This window comes from Stenotrophomonas sp. NPDC077420 (genome assembly GCF_044543385.1).
Taxonomy (GTDB): Bacteria; Pseudomonadota; Gammaproteobacteria; order Xanthomonadales; family Xanthomonadaceae; genus Stenotrophomonas.
This window is the reverse complement of sequence record NZ_JBITVZ010000022.1, coordinates 16,190-32,689: the sequence shown is the minus strand read 5'-3', so window position 1 is coordinate 32,689 and position 16,500 is coordinate 16,190. Positions and strand designations below refer to the sequence as shown.

The window sequence follows — 16,500 nt, the reverse complement described above, 5'->3', positions numbered from 1 at the left end:
GCTGTTCTGCAATAGTGACGCGACTTCCGCGTGCCATGGCTGAGTGATGCTGCATCCCCAGGAATTGTCGCCGTCGCAGATCGGTGCCGTGCTCTCACAGGCGTATGGCGTGCAGGTCGAGCATGTCATGCAGCGGCCCGCCGGCGCCGACGCCGGCGCGACGGTGTACCAGGTGACCGGCGTGGACGGTGCGCGCTGGTGGTTGAAATGCCGCCGCTACGCGGTGGCCGACGGGGTCTGGAACGTGCTGCGGCATCTGCGCGCTTCGCTTGGGCTGGAGGAGGTGGTCGCTCCGCAACCGGCGGTGGACGGTGCACCGGCAGTGCTGGCCGAGGGACTGCAGTGGACCCTGTTTGCCTACGTCGATGGCCATTCCGGGTTCGAAGGCGCGTTGTCGCAGGCGCAGTGGCAGCGGCTGGGGCAGGTGCTGCGCCGGGTACACGATGCGGTCCTGCCCGCCGGGCTGGCGGCGGGACTGGCACGGCCCGGCTTCGATGACGACACCGCGGTGGAGCGGGTCGGGGCGTGGCTGCAACGGGGCGACGCGCGCTGGCCGATGCCCGATGTACTGGCCCAGGACTACCGTCGTGCATGGCGGCAGCACCGCGAGCAGATCGACGGCATCTGGCAGCGTTGCGGCACCCTGCGGGAGCGGCTGGCCGATCAGCGCTGGTCGCGGGTGCTGTGTCACGGCGATCTGCATGCGGGCAACCTGTTGCTGCGTAGCGACGATGGGCTGGCCCTGATCGACTGGGACGACATGGTGCTGGCGCCGCGTGAGCGTGACCTGATGTTCGTCGGCGCCGGTGTCGGCGGGCGCTGGGGCCGCGACGATCCGCCGGGTTTCCAGGCCGGGTACGGGGCGGTGGTGCTGGATCCGGTGCGGCTGGCGTACTACCGCCACTGGCGCGTGCTGCACGACCTGCAGGAATTCCACGACCTGCTGCTGGAGCCCGGCGCCGCATCGCGTCCACCGAGCCAGCGGCGCCAGGCGCTGCGCTACATGGACGAACAGTTCGCGCCGGGCAACGTGGTGGACGCTGCCGCACGCAGCTGGTCGGTGGCGGCGCGTGCGTCCTGAGCCGTCGGCGGCCGGCTACTCGCCCGGCTTGGCCGCAGCGGTGGCAGCCTCGGAGGCCGCGCGCCGCACCAGCACCGCCTCGCGGTGGGCGATGTAGGCATTGGCGGCCAGGATGATGCCGGCGCCGATCACCGTCCAGCGGTCGAGGGTTTCATTGAACAGCAGCCAGCCCAGCAGGCTGACGAGTGGCAGCTGCATGAAGCTGATCGGGGTCAACGCCGACACTTCTCCGAGGCGCAGGGCGCGTGTCCACAGCAGCTGTCCCAGCGTGCCCAGCAGGCCGGTGGCGGCCAGCCAGGCCCAGCCGGTCGCACTCGGCCAGACCCACCCGAACAGTGCCGGGACCAGCGACATCGGGACCCAGAACACGTAGGTGTAGAACACCACGGTGTCGGCCCCGTCCACCCGGCTGAGCTGCTTGATCTGGATCGCGACCAGCGAACTCAGTACCGCGGCCAGCACCGCCACCAGCAGGCCGGGACTGAACGAGGCGGCGCCCGGGCGCACGATGATCAGTACGCCGATGAAACCAAAGATCACCGCGGCCCAGCGGCGCATGCGCACGGTTTCGCCCAGGAACAGCACGGCGGCGATGGTGACGAACAGCGGCGTGGAGTACGACAGCGAGATCGCCTGCGAGATCGGCAGGTGGCCGATGGCCCAGAACGCGCACAGCATCGAGGCCAGCCCGATCAGGCTGCGCACGAAGTAGCGCGGCAGCTGCCGGGTGCGGAACGGCGAGCTGCCCGGGCGCAGCAGGAACGGCAGCAGCGCCAGCAGGCCGAACGCGTTGCGGAAGAACGCCACTTCCTGGGTGGGCACATGGCCGGAGGCGTAGCGGATCGCGATCGCCATCAGCCCGAACGCCATCGTGCTGCCCAGCATCAACAGCGCCGCACGCATCGGCGTCGGCGCGGGCAGGGCAAGCGGCGGGGTCACCACTGCGCGCCGATCAGGCGCGGCTCCGGTTCGATCGGCACGCCGAACGTCTCCAGCACCGACGCGGAAATGCGCCGCGCCAGCGCCAGCAGCTCGGCGCCCGTGGCCGACCCGTGGTTGACCAGTACCAGGGCATGCTGCGCGGACACGCCCGCATCGCCTTCACGGAACCCCTTCCAGCCGCAGGCTTCGATCATCCACGCGGCCGACAGCTTGCGCCGGTCGTCGCGGTCGGCCGGGTACACCGGCAGCTCGGGGAACTGCTGCAGCAGCACCTCCACCTGTTCCAGCGGCAACACCGGATTCTTGAAGAAACTGCCGGCATTGCCCAGCACATCCGGGTCTGGCAGCTTGCGCCGGCGGATCGCGATGACCGCATTGGCAACATCTGCGGCCACCGGCAGTTCCACGCCCATGGCCTGCATTTCCTCGGCGATGCCGGCGTAGCCCAGGCGCAGGTCGTGCAGCAGCGGCAGGCGCAGTTCGATCGCGGTGATCAGGTAGCGGTCCGGCTCGCGCTTGAACACGCTGTCGCGGTAACCGAACGCGCAGGCTTCGTTGTCCAGGCGGACCCACTGGTTGGTGGCACGGTCCCACGCATCCACGGCCTGGATGAACTCATCGACCTGCACGCCATAGGCCCCGATGTTCTGGATCGGCGAGGCCCCGACGGTACCGGGAATGAGCGCCAGGTTTTCCAGGCCCGACAGACCGTTCTGCAACGACCACATCACCAACCCGTGCCAGTTCACGCCGGCCCCTGCGCGCACCACCGTGTGGTCTGCGCGATGTTCCAGTTCCTCGATGCTGCGGTTGGCAAACACCAGCACCGTACCGGGCACGTTGTCGGCCAGCAGCACGTTGCTGCCACTGCCCAGCACCAGCAGCGGCGTGCCGGCGACCTGTGGCAGGGCCAGCACGTCGGGCAGCAGGGTGGGGTCGTGCAGTTCCAGCAGCTGTTCGGCGCTGGCATCGACGCGGAAGGTGTTGAGGGCCTTCAGCGAGGCGTTTTCGGTCAGTGACCAGGCAGGCATTGCAGTACTCATAGGGGGGCCACGGCGCCGCGGCTGGGCGCTTCGCGGCGGCGGCGGATGGCCTCGACGCAGTCATGCACCAGCGCCGGGCCCTGGAAGATCAGGCCGCTGTAGCACTGCACCAGGGCCGCGCCAGCGGCCATCTTGGCCACCGCATCGGCACCGGACTGGATGCCACCGACGCCGATCAGCGGCATGGATTCGGGCAGGCGCGCGCGCAGGCGGCGCAGCACCAGGGTGGATTGGCCGAGCAGCGGCGCACCGGACAGGCCGCCGGCTTCGCTGGCGCGAGGATCACCCGCGACCGCGCTGCGGTCGATGGTGGTGTTGGTGGCGATCACGCCGTCGACCTGCAGTTCCCCCAGCACGCGCGCGGCCGCGTCGATGTCGCGGTCGCTCAGGTCGGGCGCGACCTTGACCAGCATCGGCACGCGCTTGCCATGCTGGGCCGCCAACGCTTCCTGGCTGTCGCGCAGCTGCGAGACCAGCTGGCGCAGCGCGGTTTCTTCCTGCAGCTCACGCAGCCCGGCGGTATTGGGCGAGGAGATGTTGACGGTGATGTAATCGGCCAGCGGATACACCTTCTGCAGGCAATGCTGGTAATCGTCGAACGCCTGCTCGTTGGGGGTGTCCTTGTTCTTGCCGATGTTGATGCCGAGCAGGCCGTTGCGGCGCTGCGCGCGCTCGACATTGCGTACCAGCGCATCCACGCCCAGGTTGTTGAACCCCATGCGATTGATGATGGCCTGGTGGGCCGGCAGGCGGAACAGGCGCGGCTTCGGATTGCCTTCCTGCGCGCGTGGGGTGATGGTGCCGATTTCCACGAAACCAAAGCCCAGCGCGAACAGCGCATCGATGTGCTCGCCGTTCTTGTCCAGGCCGGCGGCCAGGCCGACCGGGTTGGGGAAGCGCAGCCCCAGCGCGGTGGTCGGCAACGGCGCAGGGCGGCGCGCCAGCAGCGGCGTGGTGCCGGAACGGTAGGCGAGCTCCAGCGCACTCAGGCCCAGGCCGTGGGCGCGCTCGGCGTCCAGGGAAAACAGGAAGGGTCGGGCAAGCGAGTACATGGCGTCCAGTCAGTCCAGCGTGCCGACGAAGGCACGGGTGTGATATTCAAAAGCGATCCTGCCGTCCACCGCGTGCGCGTCGAACAGCTGCTGCAGCGCCTCCAGCATCGGTGCATGCCGGGGATGGCCCGCTGGCGGCGCGTACGAGGACGAAAGCAGTCGGCCGCGCAGGCCCTCGGCGTCCATGTACTGCGTGTTGGGGAACTGCGCGACACCCTTCAGGCCATTGCCGAACCAGGCCCGCATGGTGTCGTCGTCCTGGTAGCGTTCGGCGACCTCGGTGTAGTCGGTGCCGAATTCCAGCAGCAACTGCTCGTAGCCCACCAGGAACGGCGAGGCATCGAGCAGGCGCGAATTCCAGAACACCAGTGCCAGCCCGCCCGGGTGCAGGATGCGCGCCCATTCGCGGCGCACCGCCGTGGTGTCGAACCAGTGGAAGGCCTGCGCGGCACTGACCAGGCCAACGCTGTCGTCGGCCAGGGTCGTGGCCTCGGCGGTGCCGTCCACCAGCTTGAGGCGCAGGTACTCCTGGCCCAGCAGCGCTTCGGCCGCTTCACGCATCGGCGCATTCGGTTCCACCGCGATCACCGGGTGGCCACTGGCCAGGAACAGCCGGGTGGAAATGCCGGTGCCGGCGCCGATGTCGGCTACCAGCGTCTCGGTGGGTACACCGATCTCGCGGTGCAGCCAATCCAGCAGCGCCGGGGGGTAATCGGGCCGGTAGCGCACGTAATCGGCTACGCGGTTGCTGAAACGTCCGGTCGGGTCCGATCCGCTCATGGGCACCTCACGACTGCAGGGAAACGAACCAGGCCAGGCCGCCGAAGAAGAGCAGGATGGCCAGCAATGCCAGCAGGCTGCCGATCACCACGACCCAGCCCATGATCAGGCCGGCCAGCGCCAGCCCGTCGCCTTCCAGTTCCAGCGGGCGGCGGCGGATCTCGGCACGGGCCATGTGCCCGGTGATGATCGCCACCACGCTGCCGATGAAGGGCAGGGCGGTCCAGCCCAGGATCCCGGCGATCAGGCTGATCAGCGCCATCGGGCTGGTTTGACGGGGCGGAAGGCTCATGTGGCTCCGGGGGACGGGGGAGGACAGGTGCATGATAGGGCCAGCGCCGGGTTTATCCCATCAGGACCTGGCCGCCGTCGACGTTCAAGGTGTGGCCGGTGATCCAGCGGGCCAGCGGCGAGCACAGGAACAGGGCCGCGTCGGCGACTTCCTGCGGCTGCCCGAAGCGCCCGAACGGAATCCTGGCCAGGGTCCCGTGGTACAGCGCGGGGTCTTCGCTGCGGCGGCGGGCCCAGAGGCCGTCCTCGAATTCGATCGAGCCCGGGGCGATGGCGTTGACCCGGATCCGGTGCGGGGCCAGGGCCAGCGCCTGCGAGGTGGTGTAGTGCATCAGCGCGGCCTTGGCCGCGCCGTAGGGGGCCGCGCCCGGACGCGGCTGCTGCGCGGCAATCGAGGCCAGGTTGAGGATGCAGGCATCGGCGGACTGCTGCAGCCAGGGCAGCGCCAGCCGCGACGCCCGCACCGCCGCCATCAGGTCCACGCCGAGACTGGCGTTCCAGCCGTCCTCGTCGTCGGACATGCCGTAACCGGTGGCGTTGTTGACCAGGATGTCGATCCCGCCCAGCGCCTCGGCGGCGCTGGCCAGCCAGCGGGCGATGTCGTCCGGCTGCGAGAGATCGGCCACCGCGGTATGCACGTCACGTCCGAGCGCGGCGGCGTCACCACGCAACGCCGCCAGCCCGGCTTCACCACGGGCGCAGACCGAGACCGCGGCACCGGCCTGGGCAAAGGCCAGCGCCATGGCGCGGCCGATGCCCTTGCTGCCGCCAGCCACCAGCACCCGACGCCCCGAAAAGTCCAGGACGCGGCGGCCATCGGCCGTCTCCGGCAGGTGCCGACCGCTGGTCGGCACGCTCTGGCTCGCGCCCGTCACAGGTCGAACTTGATGCCCTGGGCCAGCGGCAGCGAGTCGGAGTAGTTGATGGTGTTGGTCTGGCGGCGCATGTAGACCTTCCATGCATCCGAACCCGACTCGCGACCACCGCCGGTGTCCTTCTCACCACCGAACGCACCACCGATTTCCGCACCGGAGGTGCCGATGTTGACGTTGGCGATGCCGCAGTCCGAACCAGCCGCCGACAGGAAACGCTCGGCCGCCTTCAGGTTCTGGGTGAAGATCGACGAGGACAGGCCCTGCGGTACGCCGTTCTGCATGTCGATGGCCTCGTCCAGGGTGCTGTACTTCATCACGTACAGGATCGGCGCGAAGGTCTCGTGCTGCACCACTTCATCGCTGTTCTTCAGCCCGGTCACGATGGCCGGCAGTACGAAGTTGCCGGCGCGGTCGATGCGGGTGCCGCCGGTTTCGACGGTGCCACCGCTGGCCTTGGCTTTCTCGATGGAGGCCAGGAACTGCTGCACGGCGCCGTCGCTGTTGAGCGGGCCCATCAGGTTGGCCGCATCGGTCGGGTCGCCGATCTTGCCTTCCACCTGCTTGTAGGCCTTGACCAGCGTGGCCAGCACGTTGTCGTAGATGGATTCATGCACGATCAGCCGGCGCGTGGTGGTGCAGCGCTGGCCGGCGGTACCCACCGCACCGAACACGATGCCGGGGATGGCCAGCTTCAGGTCGGCGGTTTCGTCGAGGATGATCGCGTTGTTGCCACCCAGCTCCAGCAGGCAGCGACCCAGGCGGTGCGCGACTTTTTCGGCGACCGTGCGGCCAACCTGGGTGGAGCCGGTGAAGCTGATCAGCGGCACGCGCTTGTCGGCCACCATCTTTTCCGACAGCGCCGTGCCGGCATCGTTGATCAGGAAGAAGATGTCCGGGAAACCCGCGCCGCGCAGCGCGTCGTTGCAGATCTTCATCGAGGCGATCGCGGTCAGCGGCGTCTTGTTGGACGGCTTCCACAGGCACACGTCGCCGCAGATCGCGGCCAGGAACGAATTCCACGCCCACACCGCGACCGGGAAGTTGAATGCGCTGATGATGCCGACCAGGCCCAGCGGCTGGTACTGCTCGTACATGCGGTGGCCGGGGCGCTCCGAATGCATGGTGTAGCCGTACAGCATGCGGCTCTGGCCCACGGCAAAGTCGGCGATGTCGATCATTTCCTGCACTTCGCCGTCGCCTTCCGGCTTGCTCTTGCCCATCTCCAGCGCGACCAGCGAACCCAGCGCATCCTTGTGCGCGCGCAGTGCTTCGCCGCACAGGCGCACGGCTTCGCCACGGCGCGGGGCCGGGGTGGTGCGCCACACCTTGAAGGCTTCCTGGGCGCGGGCGACGATGGTTTCGTAGTCGGCGTCGGTGGTGGCGTACACCTGGGCGATGGCTTCACCGGTGGTCGGGTTGACCGGGGTGATCACGCCGGCGTCGGTGGCCTTGGACCACTCCCCGTTGCCGAGGTAGGTGCCAGCGTTGGTCGCGTCGAGGCCCAGCGCCTTGAGCAGGTCAGAGGACATGCAAACTCCTGTTGCGAATCAAAAAGGGCGCAGCCGCTGGCAGGGTGGGGGGCGGCATGCAGAACGACAATTCTAACCCGTCGCCGACCGCCGGGACCGTCCCACGGTCGGCACCGGCCGCGGTTGCGCCTCAACTGCCCGATCGCCTTGCCGGTAGCGCCCGACCGTTGGTCGGGCCACCCAACCCGGTAGAATGGCCACCATTGTTCGCCCCCAGGAATCTGAATGAACGTTACCGTTGCAGAAGGCGTCGTCGTTGGGAACCGTCTCCCGTTCGTGCTGTTTGGCGGCCTGAATGTGCTGGAAGACCTCGATTCGACCCTGCATGCGGCCGAGCACTTCACCACGGTGACCCGCAAGCTGGGCATTCCGTACGTGTTCAAGGCCTCGTTCGACAAGGCCAACCGCTCGTCGATCAAATCCTTCCGCGGCGTCGGCCTGGACGAAGGGTTGCGCATCTTCGAAGAGGTCAAGCGCCGCTTCGGCATCCCGGTCATCACCGACGTGCATGAAGTCGCCCAGGCCGCACCGGTCGCCGAAGTGGTCGACGTGCTGCAGATTCCGGCGTTCCTGGCCCGGCAGACCGACCTGGTGGTGGCCATCGCCGAGACCGGCCGTGCGGTCAACATCAAGAAGCCGCAGTTCCTGAGCCCCACGCAGATCAAGCACATCGTGTCCAAGATCCGCGAAGCGGGCAACGAGAACATCATCCTGTGCGAGCGCGGGTCGCAGTTCGGCTACGACAACCTGGTCGTGGACATGCTGGGCTTCCGCGAAATGATCGAATCCACCGGCGGCCTGCCGGCGATCTTCGACGTCACCCACAGCCTGCAGCGCCGCGATGCCGGCAGCGAAGCCTCCGGCGGCCGCCGCCGCCAGGTGGCCGAACTGGCCCGTTCGGGCATGGCGCTGGGCCTGGCCGGCCTTTTCCTGGAAGCGCACCGCGACCCCGACCACGCCCGCTGCGACGGCCCGAGCGCCCTGCCGCTGAGCGCGCTCGAACCGTTCCTGGCCCAGATCAAGGCCGTGGACGAACTGGTCAAGGGCTTTGCGGAGCTGGATATCCGCTGAGTCCGCACCGTTCGCGGCGGGATCGGCCTTGGTCCCGTCGCTGAATATGGGTATCCTTCACAGCTGCCCGCATGCAATGTGCGGGCGGCCAGCGGGCAGGGCGACATCCCCGCACCGCACATCGGCCCCGTAGCTCAGCTGGATAGAGCGTCCCCCTCCTAAGGGGAAGGTCGCCCGTTCGAATCGGGCCGGGGTCACCATCGATGGACCTACCATCGAAAACACGCCGTGCACACGTTCCTCGCCGTGGTTTGACGAGGAAGCTGTCACCGTGACTGCAACACCCCCGTTGCAGGAACCGCCCATGGCACTTGTCGCCACCTCCCTCGAATTCCCGTGGCAGCCCACAGCGCAGGTGCCGGCGCCGGAGCCCGAACCCGCCGCGCCGGAACCGCCGGTGGAGGCGCCGCCACCGTCCGAGCCGCCGGTGACCGAACCGCCGGGCGAGGTTCCGCCCGAACGCGATCCGCCGCCGGAGCGGCCGCCGCTTGAAGCGCCGGTGCCGCCGAAGCCGCGCTGATCGACCCGATGAAACGTCGCACCTGGTGCGGCGTTTTTTTTTGCGGCACTTGCATTGGCACGCACGTGATGGCGCCGTCTGCACGTCAACACGCCACGAGAACATCGCGTTTCCACGGCAAACACATCGCTTAACACTGCGGATTGAAGGTCACGCCGACTTCATTGCAACTGCGGAAAAGTGGATTCACCCCGACACGGGTCATCCAGAATCTTTTTCCAGGAGTAGAAATCAGTGAGTACCGAATCCAAGACCGCGCACACCCTCAACGACCTCATCGAGATCGCCCGTGATGGCAAGGACTTCTACACCGAAGCTGCCGGAAAGGTGAAGGACGCCGAGCTGTCGCAGTTGTTCACCCGCATTGCCGGCGTCAAGGCGGATATCGTTTCCGCGCTGAGCAGCACGGTGGCCGCCACCGGTGCCAAGCCGGCCGAGCACGGCACCATGGTGGGCTCCATGCAGCAGTTCTACGGCAAGGTCCGCGCCACCTTGGGCGACACCCAGTACGGCTATGTGGCCGAGCTGGAGGAATCCGAGGATCGCCTGCTGAAGGCTTTCCGTGACGCCCTGACCGACAATGACACCCCGCCGGCCGCGCGCGCTGAAGTCACCCGCCTGCTGCCGCAGGTGGAAGAGACCCACAACGTGATGCGCAACCGCAAGCACGCCATGAAGTCGTAACGGTCGCGGCGGCGCCAGCCGCTTTACCGTACTGCAGACGCCCCGGTTCATCCGGGGCGTCTGCGTTTCGGGGAGGGCGGGTCCAGACCCCGCCGTACGGCCGTCCCGGATATGGTGCATACTCGAACACACGTACCGCTGGGATTGCTCATGGAACACATGCGTTGGCTCACGCTTCGTCTTGGCAACAACCAGTCCATTGGACCGCAGGTGTTGTTGAACCTGTGGTCGAATGCATGCGAGACGAACCAGTCCTCGGTTACCCGTGACATGCAGGGGGGACGCTCCACCGCTTATGCGCTGCACGCACCTACCTCATTGGCGTATCCCAAGCGGGCAGAGCTGCGCATGCGCAAGCTGCTGGAAGAGGCCGGCTACACCTTTACCATGGGCTCCCTGGCCGATCGCCCGGCGCCGCAGCCGGTTCGTTTCCGCTGAGCTGGATCGGCCACGCATAAGCACAGCGCTCACCGGGGAAGCGGCAGCACGCGCCGCATGATGCGTACCGGCACGCCGGTGCGATGGGTCTGCCGCTCCAGCGGCTCCCAGCCAAGCCGTGCATACAACCCTCCATCGTCGTGCTCGGTCTGCAGGAACACTTCGCGCACGCCATAGCCGCGCGCTTTCTGCATGAGCGTTTCAATCATCGCGCTTGCCAGCGCACGACCCCGGTGGTCCGGCGTGACGAAGACACCGCCCAGCCAATGCAGCCGTTCGGGATGCTCGGTCCGTTCGTGGAATTTCAGCTGCGCGGCAGCGATGGGTACGTCGTTCTGCATGGCCATGAGCAGCATCGGCAGCTCGTTGTCGTGAAGGAACACCTCGAGGCGCTGCTCTTCGTCATCGTAGGTGTGACCGGGAACGCGCGCGCCCCAGGTATCGAAATACCATTGGGCGACTGTCGGCAGCAGGTGCGGAGCCTGGCTCAGCGTGAGGTATGGCATCGAGTACTCCCTGTACAGAACGTCGGTACGTCCGGCGCGACACCCTTCTTATACCACCCACCCCTTGCACCATTGCCGTGACGCGTTGCAGGTTTCTGCAACCGCGCGCAGACTTGCGCGCATGTCTTCACCTGCTTTCAACGTTCGCCGCTATGGCCGGGATTCCAGCGTCGACCGCCATGCGTTCGCGCAGTGGGTGCTGCCGGTGCGTGGCGAACTGGCGTTCGAGCTGGAAGGGCAGGGCGCGCGGCTGGATCGGCTGCAGGGGGCCTTTGTCGCGCCACATGCAGGGCACGCCCAAGCTGCCTGCGATGACGACCGTTTCCTGATCGTTGATTGTCCGGCCGACATGTTCGATGACGACACCCTCGAACGCCTGCGACGACAGCCCGTATTGGCGCTTCCGGCCCAGGTGCGGCGGATGGCACAGCGGGTGGGCACGGTACCGGACGAGCGTGTAGAGGCCGACGTGGTGGCACTGGAGCTGCCTGTGCTTCTGGAGGCATTTTCTCTGGCGGGCAGCGCCACCCGGCTGCAGGCAGTCTGTGCGCGCATCGAGGCGTCGCCGGGGCAGGCATGGTCGGTTGAGCGGATTGCCGGCGCGGTAGGGTTGAGTGGCAGCCGCGTGCACGCGCTGTTCCAGCAGGTGTTCGGGCTCAGTCCGCAGGCCTGGTTGAGCGGCAGCCGGCTGCGCTGGGCGCGTGGACAGCTGGTCGATAGCGACGCGTCCATCGCGTCCATCGCCCAGCACGCCGGTTATTCCGAACAGAGTGCGTTGACCCGTGCGCTGCGGCGCGAATGGGGCATGACACCGGCCGACTACCGGCGCCGCTACCGGTCCGCGCAGTAGCCTGGGTCAAGATCGGCGGCGCCGGCGCACCTACACTGGCGCGGACTTTCCGTTGCCGGGTGCAGACGTAGATGAATCGTTCGATGGGCGTGGGCATCGCCAACGGCATTGCCGCCGGCGCGCTCTGGGGCGTGGTGTTCCTGGCGCCAGCGGTGTTGAGCCAGTTCAGCCCGGTGCAGTTGTCGGCGGGGCGCTACCTGGTCTATGGCCTGATTGCCGTGGCCCTGCTGGCGCCGCGCTGGCGTGACCTGCACCAGCGCATCGGCATGGCCGAATGGCGTGGACTGTTGTGGTTGAGCCTGGCCGGCAACCTGGTGTACTTCGTGCTGCTGGCCAAGGCCGTGCAGTGGGCCGGTGGGGCGGCGGCGTCGCTGATCGTGGGCTTGATCCCGGTGGTGGTGACCGTGGTCGGCGTGCGCGAGGAAGGGGCGGTGCCGTTTCGCACGTTGGCGCCGGCCTTGGTGCTGTGCCTAATTGGAGTGGCGCTGGTCGGCTACGAGGCCATGGCGTCCGAGCATGCGCAGGGGTCGACCCAGCAACGCCTGCTGGGCCTGTTGTGCGCGGTGGGCGCGCTGTTTTCCTGGGCGCTTTACTCGATCGGCAACAGCCGCTGGCTGGCGCGGCGCCCGGATCTGTCCGGCCACGACTGGTCGCTGCTGACCGGGGTCACCACCGGCGCGCTGGCGGTGCTGCTGGTGCCCAGTGCGTTCGTCTTCCCGGGCAGCGAACATGCCACCGGAAGCTGGGCCTGGTTCTGGGTGATCAGCGCCGGCGTGGCCGTGGTGGCGTCGGTGGTCGGCAACGCCTGCTGGAATCGTGCCAGCCGCAACCTGCCGCTGACCCTGACCGGCCAGATGATCGTGTTCGAGACCCTGTTTGCCCTGCTGTACGGGTTCGCCTGGCAGCAGCGCTGGCCGACCGCGATGGAGATCGTGGCGATCGCGTGCCTGGTCTCGGGGGTGGTGCTGTGCGCCCATGCGCACCGCCCACCGCGCGCGGTGGCCGAACATGCCGGCTGATCGGCATCGGCGGCGAGTTGGTCACATTCGCAACTTTTTTGCCGAACATGCCAGCCGTTCGCTGCACGGCTTTTCTGCAATGCAGCACTTGACAAGCAGTGCTGCGCCGTAGTTTTCTTGCGCCATGGTCCTGCCCGCCGCCACCGCCACGCTTCGCATCACCGCCGTCCACGGCGGCCGTGCCGATGCTGGCCTGGCCATGGGTACCACCACCATTACCACCGTCACCACTCGCCCGGTGCGGCCCGTCGTCTTCGCGTAATTTCCGAAAACCACGGCCCCGCACCAGACCAGGTTGCGGGGAGTCTCCTTCAGCCTGAATGACGCGGGGCCTCGAATCGAGGTCAGCATGTCCCACGTTGCCGTTTCTCCCGATACCGCGTCACCTGCTGCCGCGTCCCCGGCCGGCGTTTCTTCTCCGTTGCGCGCCGCCACCGCCACGGTCGTGCACAAGTTCGGCGGCACCTCGGTGGCCGACGCCGATCGCTACCGCCATGTGGCGCAGTTGCTGCTCGCCCGCGGGGAGGCGCTGCAGGTCACCGTGGTGTCGGCGATGAAGGGCGTGACCGACGCGCTGATCGCCCTGGCCGGCGCCGCGGCCGACAACGCGCCGCACTGGCGCGAGGACTGGCACGCGCTGCGCGCGCGCCACCGCGGCGCGGCGGTGGCGCTGCTGGGCGAGCACGTTGGCGATACCGTGGACTGGCTGGATGCGCGCTTCGATCACCTGGCCGACGTGCTGGGGGCGCTGGCGGTGATCGGCGAGCTGCCGGCCGAAGTGCTGGACCGCGTGCAGGGCCTGGGCGAGGTGTATTCGGCGCAGCTGCTGGGCGACTACCTGCGCAGCCTCGGTGAAGACTGCGCGGTGCTGGACGCACGCGACGTCCTGGTGGTGGATCGCGGCGAGCTTGGCGTGGACGTGGACTGGGTGCAGAGCGCCCAACGCCTGGCCGGCTGGCGCGAGGCGCATGCCACGGCGCGGGTGGTGGCAACCGGGTTCGTGGCCCGCGACCGGCGCGGCCGGGTGACCACGCTGGGGCGCAACGGCAGCGACTACTCCGGGGCGATCTTCGCCGCACTGTTCAATGCCGACGAACTGCATATCTGGACCGACGTGGACGGCGTGCTGTCGGCCGACCCGCGGGTGGTGCCCGAAGCGGTGCAGCTGGAGGCGCTCAGCTATGACGAAGCCTGCGAGCTGGCGTACTTCGGCGCCAAGGTGGTGCACCCGCAGACGATGTCGCCGGCGATCGAACGTGGCCTGCCGATCATCATCCGCAATACCTTCCACCCCGATCACCCGGGCACCCGGATCACCGCTGAGCGCACCGCGTCCGGCCCGATCAAGGGGCTGACCCTCAGCGCTGAGCTGGCCCTGCTCAATCTGGAAGGCACCGGCCTGATCGGCGTGCCGGGAACGGCCGAGCGGGTATTTGCGGCGCTGCGCAACGCGCATGTATCGGTGGTGATGATTTCGCAGGGCTCGTCCGAGCATTCTATCTGCTGCGTGGTACGCCAGGCCGAAGCCGAACGCGCGCGCGACGCACTGCTGCACGCCTTCGCGCACGAGCTCGGCCTGGGCCAGGTGCAGCGTGTACAGCTCACCGACAACGTCAGCGTGCTGGCTGCAGTGGGCGACGGCATGGCGGGGCAGCCCGGCGTGGCGGCGCGGCTGTTCGAATCGCTGGGCCGTGCGCAGGTGAACATCCTGGCGATCGCCCAGGGCTCGTCCGAGCGCAACATTTCGGTGGCGGTGGACAGCCGCCATGCGACCAAGGCGCTGCGTGCCGCGCACGCCGGCTTCTGGCTGTCGCCGCAGACCTTCTCGGTGGGGGTGATCGGCCCGGGCAACGTCGGTGCCGCGCTGCTGGACCAGTTGCTGGCTGCGCAGCCGACGTTGCTGACCCGTGCCAATGTCGACCTGCGGCTGCGCGCGGTGGCCTCGCGCAGCCGCATGCACCTGGACGCGCGCGGAGTAGCGGGCGACTGGCGCGCCGCGCTGGGCGGCGGCGCGCAGGCGACCGACCTGGATGCGTTCACTGACCACCTGCTGTCGGCGCACCTGCCGCATGCGCTGATCATCGACTGCAGTGGGAGTGCGGAGGTGGCCGACCGCTATGCAGGCTGGTTGCAGGCCGGCATCCACGTGGTCACGCCCAACAAGCAGGCCGGTGCCGGTCCGTTGCCGCGCTATCGCGCCATCCGCGAGGCGGCAGCGGCAAGCGGTGCGCGTTTCCGTTACGAAGCGACGGTGGGCGCCGGTCTGCCGGTGATCACCACGCTGCGCGACCTGGTCGACACCGGCGATGAAGTCCTGGCCATCGACGGCATTTTTTCCGGCACGCTGGCCTGGCTGTTCAACAAGTACGACGGACAGGTGCCGTTCTCCGAACTGGTCACGCAGGCGCGCGGCATGGGGTACACCGAGCCGGACCCGCGCGATGACCTGTCCGGCGTTGACGTGGCCCGCAAGCTGGTGATCCTGGCCCGCGAGGCCGGGCGCGAGCTGAGCCTGGACCAGGTCACGGTGGAAAGCCTGGTACCCGAAGCGCTGCGCGACAGCAGCGTGGACGCGTTCATGGCCGGGCTCGACACGGTCGATGCGGCGTTCGCCCAGCGCCTGTCGCAGGCCCGCGCCCGCGGTGCGGTGCTGCGTTACGTGGCGCGCCTGTCGGCCGACGCCGCCCAGGTAGGCCTGGTCGAGCTGCCGGGCGACCATGCCTTCGCCAACCTGCGCCTGACCGACAACGTGGTGCAGTTCACCACGCGCCGCTACTGCGACAACCCGTTGGTGGTGCAGGGCCCGGGCGCGGGACCGGAGGTGACCGCGGCAGGCGTGTTCGCCGATGTGCTGCGGGTGGCCGCCGGTGAAGGAGCGCGCCTGTGAGCGAGGCCCCGGCACGCATGCAGGCACGTGCGTTCTCGCCGGCGTCGGTGGGCAATGTCGCGGTGGGGTTCGACATCCTCGGGCATGTCATCGCCGGCGCCGGCGACACGGTAACGGTGCGGCGCACCGCGTCGCCTGGGGTCCGCATCCTGGCAATCCGTGGCACCACGGTGGACCTGCCCCTGGCGGCCGCCGACAACACCGCGGGTGCGGCGCTGCTGGCGATGTCCGACGCGCTGGCGCTGCCGTTCGGTTTCGAGGTGGAGATCGACAAGGGCATCGCGCTCGGTTCGGGCATGGGCGGTTCGGCGGCCTCGTGCGTGGGCGCGCTGGTGGCGGCGAACGCGTTGCTGGACACGCCGCTGCCGCGCGAGGCGCTGTATCCGTTCGCGTTGGCGGGCGAGGCGGTGGCCAGCGGCGGCCGGCATGGCGACAACCTGGGCCCGATGCTGCTGGGTGGGCTGGTGCTGAGTACGGCGGACCGACTGGTGTCGATTCCGGTGCCGGCGCACTGGCACAGCCTGCTGGTACATCCCGACGCGGTGCTGGAAACGCGCCGCGCCCGCGCCGCGCTGCAGGGCAGTTACGCGTTGTCCGACTTCGTCGCACAGAGCGCGAACCTGGCGCTGGTGCTCAGCGGTTGCTTCCGTGGCGATGCGGGGCTGGTCCGCGAGGGGCTGCGCGATGTGCTGGTCGAGCCGCGCCGGGCCGGGCTGATCGTGGGCTTCCCTGCGGCGCGCGAGGCGGCGCTGCAGGCGGGCGCACTGGGCGCCAGCATCTCCGGTGCCGGACCGAGCGTGTTTGCGTGGTTCGACAGTGACGCGGCCGCGCGCGCCGCGCAGCCGGCGGTACAGCGCGCCTTCGCCGAGGCGGGCTTCGACAGCCAGGCCTGGGTATCGCCCTTGAATGCACCCGGTGCGCAGCTGCTGTAA

General features: G+C 68.5%; 18 protein-coding genes and 1 tRNA gene. 10 read left to right on the top strand and 9 right to left on the bottom strand.

Features of this window, described 5'->3' with window-relative positions; genetic code table 11:
* Positions 1-46: 46 nt before the first annotated feature.
* Positions 47-1,081 (top strand): phosphotransferase enzyme family protein, encoded by a 1,035-nt coding sequence (locus tag ACIGII_RS17520; RefSeq protein ID WP_399640555.1) that lies wholly within the window; start codon positions 47-49, stop codon positions 1,079-1,081.
* Between the two features lie 15 nt (positions 1,082-1,096).
* Here the strand turns inward: ACIGII_RS17520 and ACIGII_RS17515 are convergent, their stop codons facing one another.
* The 7 genes from ACIGII_RS17515 to ACIGII_RS17485 are packed head-to-tail and all read right to left on the bottom strand — an operon-like array spanning position 1,097 to position 7,593.
* A complete protein-coding gene (locus tag ACIGII_RS17515; protein ID WP_399640634.1) occupies positions 1,097-1,984 on the bottom strand; it encodes a DMT family transporter in 888 nt (295 codons plus the stop codon).
* Between the two features lie 32 nt (positions 1,985-2,016).
* Positions 2,017-3,066 carry a UDP-N-acetylmuramate dehydrogenase gene (murB, locus tag ACIGII_RS17510; protein WP_399640558.1) on the bottom strand — a complete coding sequence of 350 codons (1,050 nt, stop codon included), beginning with the start codon at positions 3,064-3,066 and terminating at the stop codon, positions 2,017-2,019.
* Positions 3,063-4,118, bottom strand: coding sequence for a quinone-dependent dihydroorotate dehydrogenase (locus ACIGII_RS17505; protein ID WP_145477844.1), 1,056 nt, complete (start codon positions 4,116-4,118; stop codon positions 3,063-3,065). Before ACIGII_RS17505 ends, murB begins: the two co-directional genes overlap by 4 nt.
* A gap of 9 nt (positions 4,119-4,127) precedes the next feature.
* Entirely contained in the window at positions 4,128-4,898 is a 771-nt protein-coding gene (locus tag ACIGII_RS17500) for a class I SAM-dependent methyltransferase (protein WP_399640561.1), read from the bottom strand.
* 7 nt (positions 4,899-4,905) lie between these two features.
* Entirely contained in the window at positions 4,906-5,190 is a 285-nt protein-coding gene (locus tag ACIGII_RS17495) for a DUF4190 domain-containing protein (protein ID WP_399640564.1), read from the bottom strand.
* A gap of 52 nt (positions 5,191-5,242) precedes the next feature.
* A complete protein-coding gene (locus ACIGII_RS17490; protein WP_399657596.1) occupies positions 5,243-6,043 on the bottom strand; it encodes an SDR family NAD(P)-dependent oxidoreductase in 801 nt (266 codons plus the stop codon).
* A gap of 17 nt (positions 6,044-6,060) precedes the next feature.
* Positions 6,061-7,593, bottom strand: coding sequence for an aldehyde dehydrogenase family protein (locus tag ACIGII_RS17485; RefSeq protein ID WP_399640566.1), 1,533 nt, complete (start codon positions 7,591-7,593; stop codon positions 6,061-6,063).
* A gap of 225 nt (positions 7,594-7,818) precedes the next feature.
* On the opposite strand from ACIGII_RS17485, the gene kdsA reads away from it, so the two are divergent.
* The 5 genes from kdsA (at position 7,819) to ACIGII_RS17460 (ending at position 10,306) form a co-directional block, all read left to right on the top strand.
* On the top strand, positions 7,819-8,664 hold the full coding sequence (kdsA, locus tag ACIGII_RS17480; protein WP_145477839.1) for a 3-deoxy-8-phosphooctulonate synthase: 846 nt from the start codon (positions 7,819-7,821) through the stop codon (positions 8,662-8,664).
* 123 nt (positions 8,665-8,787) lie between these two features.
* A tRNA-Arg gene (locus ACIGII_RS17475) sits at positions 8,788-8,864 on the top strand.
* Between the two features lie 104 nt (positions 8,865-8,968).
* Entirely contained in the window at positions 8,969-9,184 is a 216-nt protein-coding gene (locus ACIGII_RS17470; RefSeq protein WP_399640570.1) for a hypothetical protein, read from the top strand.
* Positions 9,185-9,418: 234 nt separating this feature from the next.
* Positions 9,419-9,868, top strand: coding sequence for a PA2169 family four-helix-bundle protein (locus ACIGII_RS17465; RefSeq protein WP_399640573.1), 450 nt, complete (start codon positions 9,419-9,421; stop codon positions 9,866-9,868).
* Positions 9,869-10,018: 150 nt separating this feature from the next.
* Positions 10,019-10,306, top strand: a complete 288-nt coding sequence (locus ACIGII_RS17460; protein WP_145477833.1) for a hypothetical protein — start codon at positions 10,019-10,021, stop codon at positions 10,304-10,306.
* 29 nt (positions 10,307-10,335) lie between these two features.
* Here ACIGII_RS17460 and ACIGII_RS17455 read toward each other — a convergent pair whose 3' ends face one another.
* The gene (locus tag ACIGII_RS17455) at positions 10,336-10,812 is read right to left on the bottom strand and encodes a GNAT family N-acetyltransferase (protein ID WP_399640575.1); all 477 of its coding nucleotides are present in this window, start codon (positions 10,810-10,812) and stop codon (positions 10,336-10,338) included.
* A gap of 121 nt (positions 10,813-10,933) precedes the next feature.
* Here ACIGII_RS17455 and ACIGII_RS17450 point away from each other — a divergent pair, with 121 nt between their 5' ends.
* Both ACIGII_RS17450 and ACIGII_RS17445 read left to right on the top strand, forming a co-directional pair.
* On the top strand, positions 10,934-11,662 hold the full coding sequence (locus tag ACIGII_RS17450) for an AraC family transcriptional regulator (protein ID WP_399640577.1): 729 nt from the start codon (positions 10,934-10,936) through the stop codon (positions 11,660-11,662).
* A gap of 71 nt (positions 11,663-11,733) precedes the next feature.
* Complete coding sequence (locus ACIGII_RS17445) at positions 11,734-12,681, top strand: DMT family transporter (protein ID WP_399640579.1); 948 nt, start codon at positions 11,734-11,736, stop codon at positions 12,679-12,681.
* Positions 12,682-12,702: 21 nt separating this feature from the next.
* Here ACIGII_RS17445 and ACIGII_RS17440 read toward each other — a convergent pair whose 3' ends face one another.
* Positions 12,703-13,032 (bottom strand): hypothetical protein, encoded by a 330-nt coding sequence (locus ACIGII_RS17440; RefSeq protein ID WP_399640642.1) that lies wholly within the window; start codon positions 13,030-13,032, stop codon positions 12,703-12,705.
* Between ACIGII_RS17440 and thrA the strand changes: the two genes are divergently transcribed.
* Together thrA and ACIGII_RS17430 are read left to right on the top strand one after the other, a co-directional pair.
* Positions 13,031-15,568 carry a bifunctional aspartate kinase/homoserine dehydrogenase I gene (thrA, locus tag ACIGII_RS17435; RefSeq protein ID WP_399640582.1) on the top strand — a complete coding sequence of 846 codons (2,538 nt, stop codon included), beginning with the start codon at positions 13,031-13,033 and terminating at the stop codon, positions 15,566-15,568. The two genes, ACIGII_RS17440 and thrA, sit on opposite strands and share 2 nt — an antisense overlap.
* A gap of 17 nt (positions 15,569-15,585) precedes the next feature.
* Positions 15,586-16,500, top strand: coding sequence for a homoserine kinase (locus ACIGII_RS17430; protein ID WP_399640640.1), 915 nt, complete (start codon positions 15,586-15,588; stop codon positions 16,498-16,500).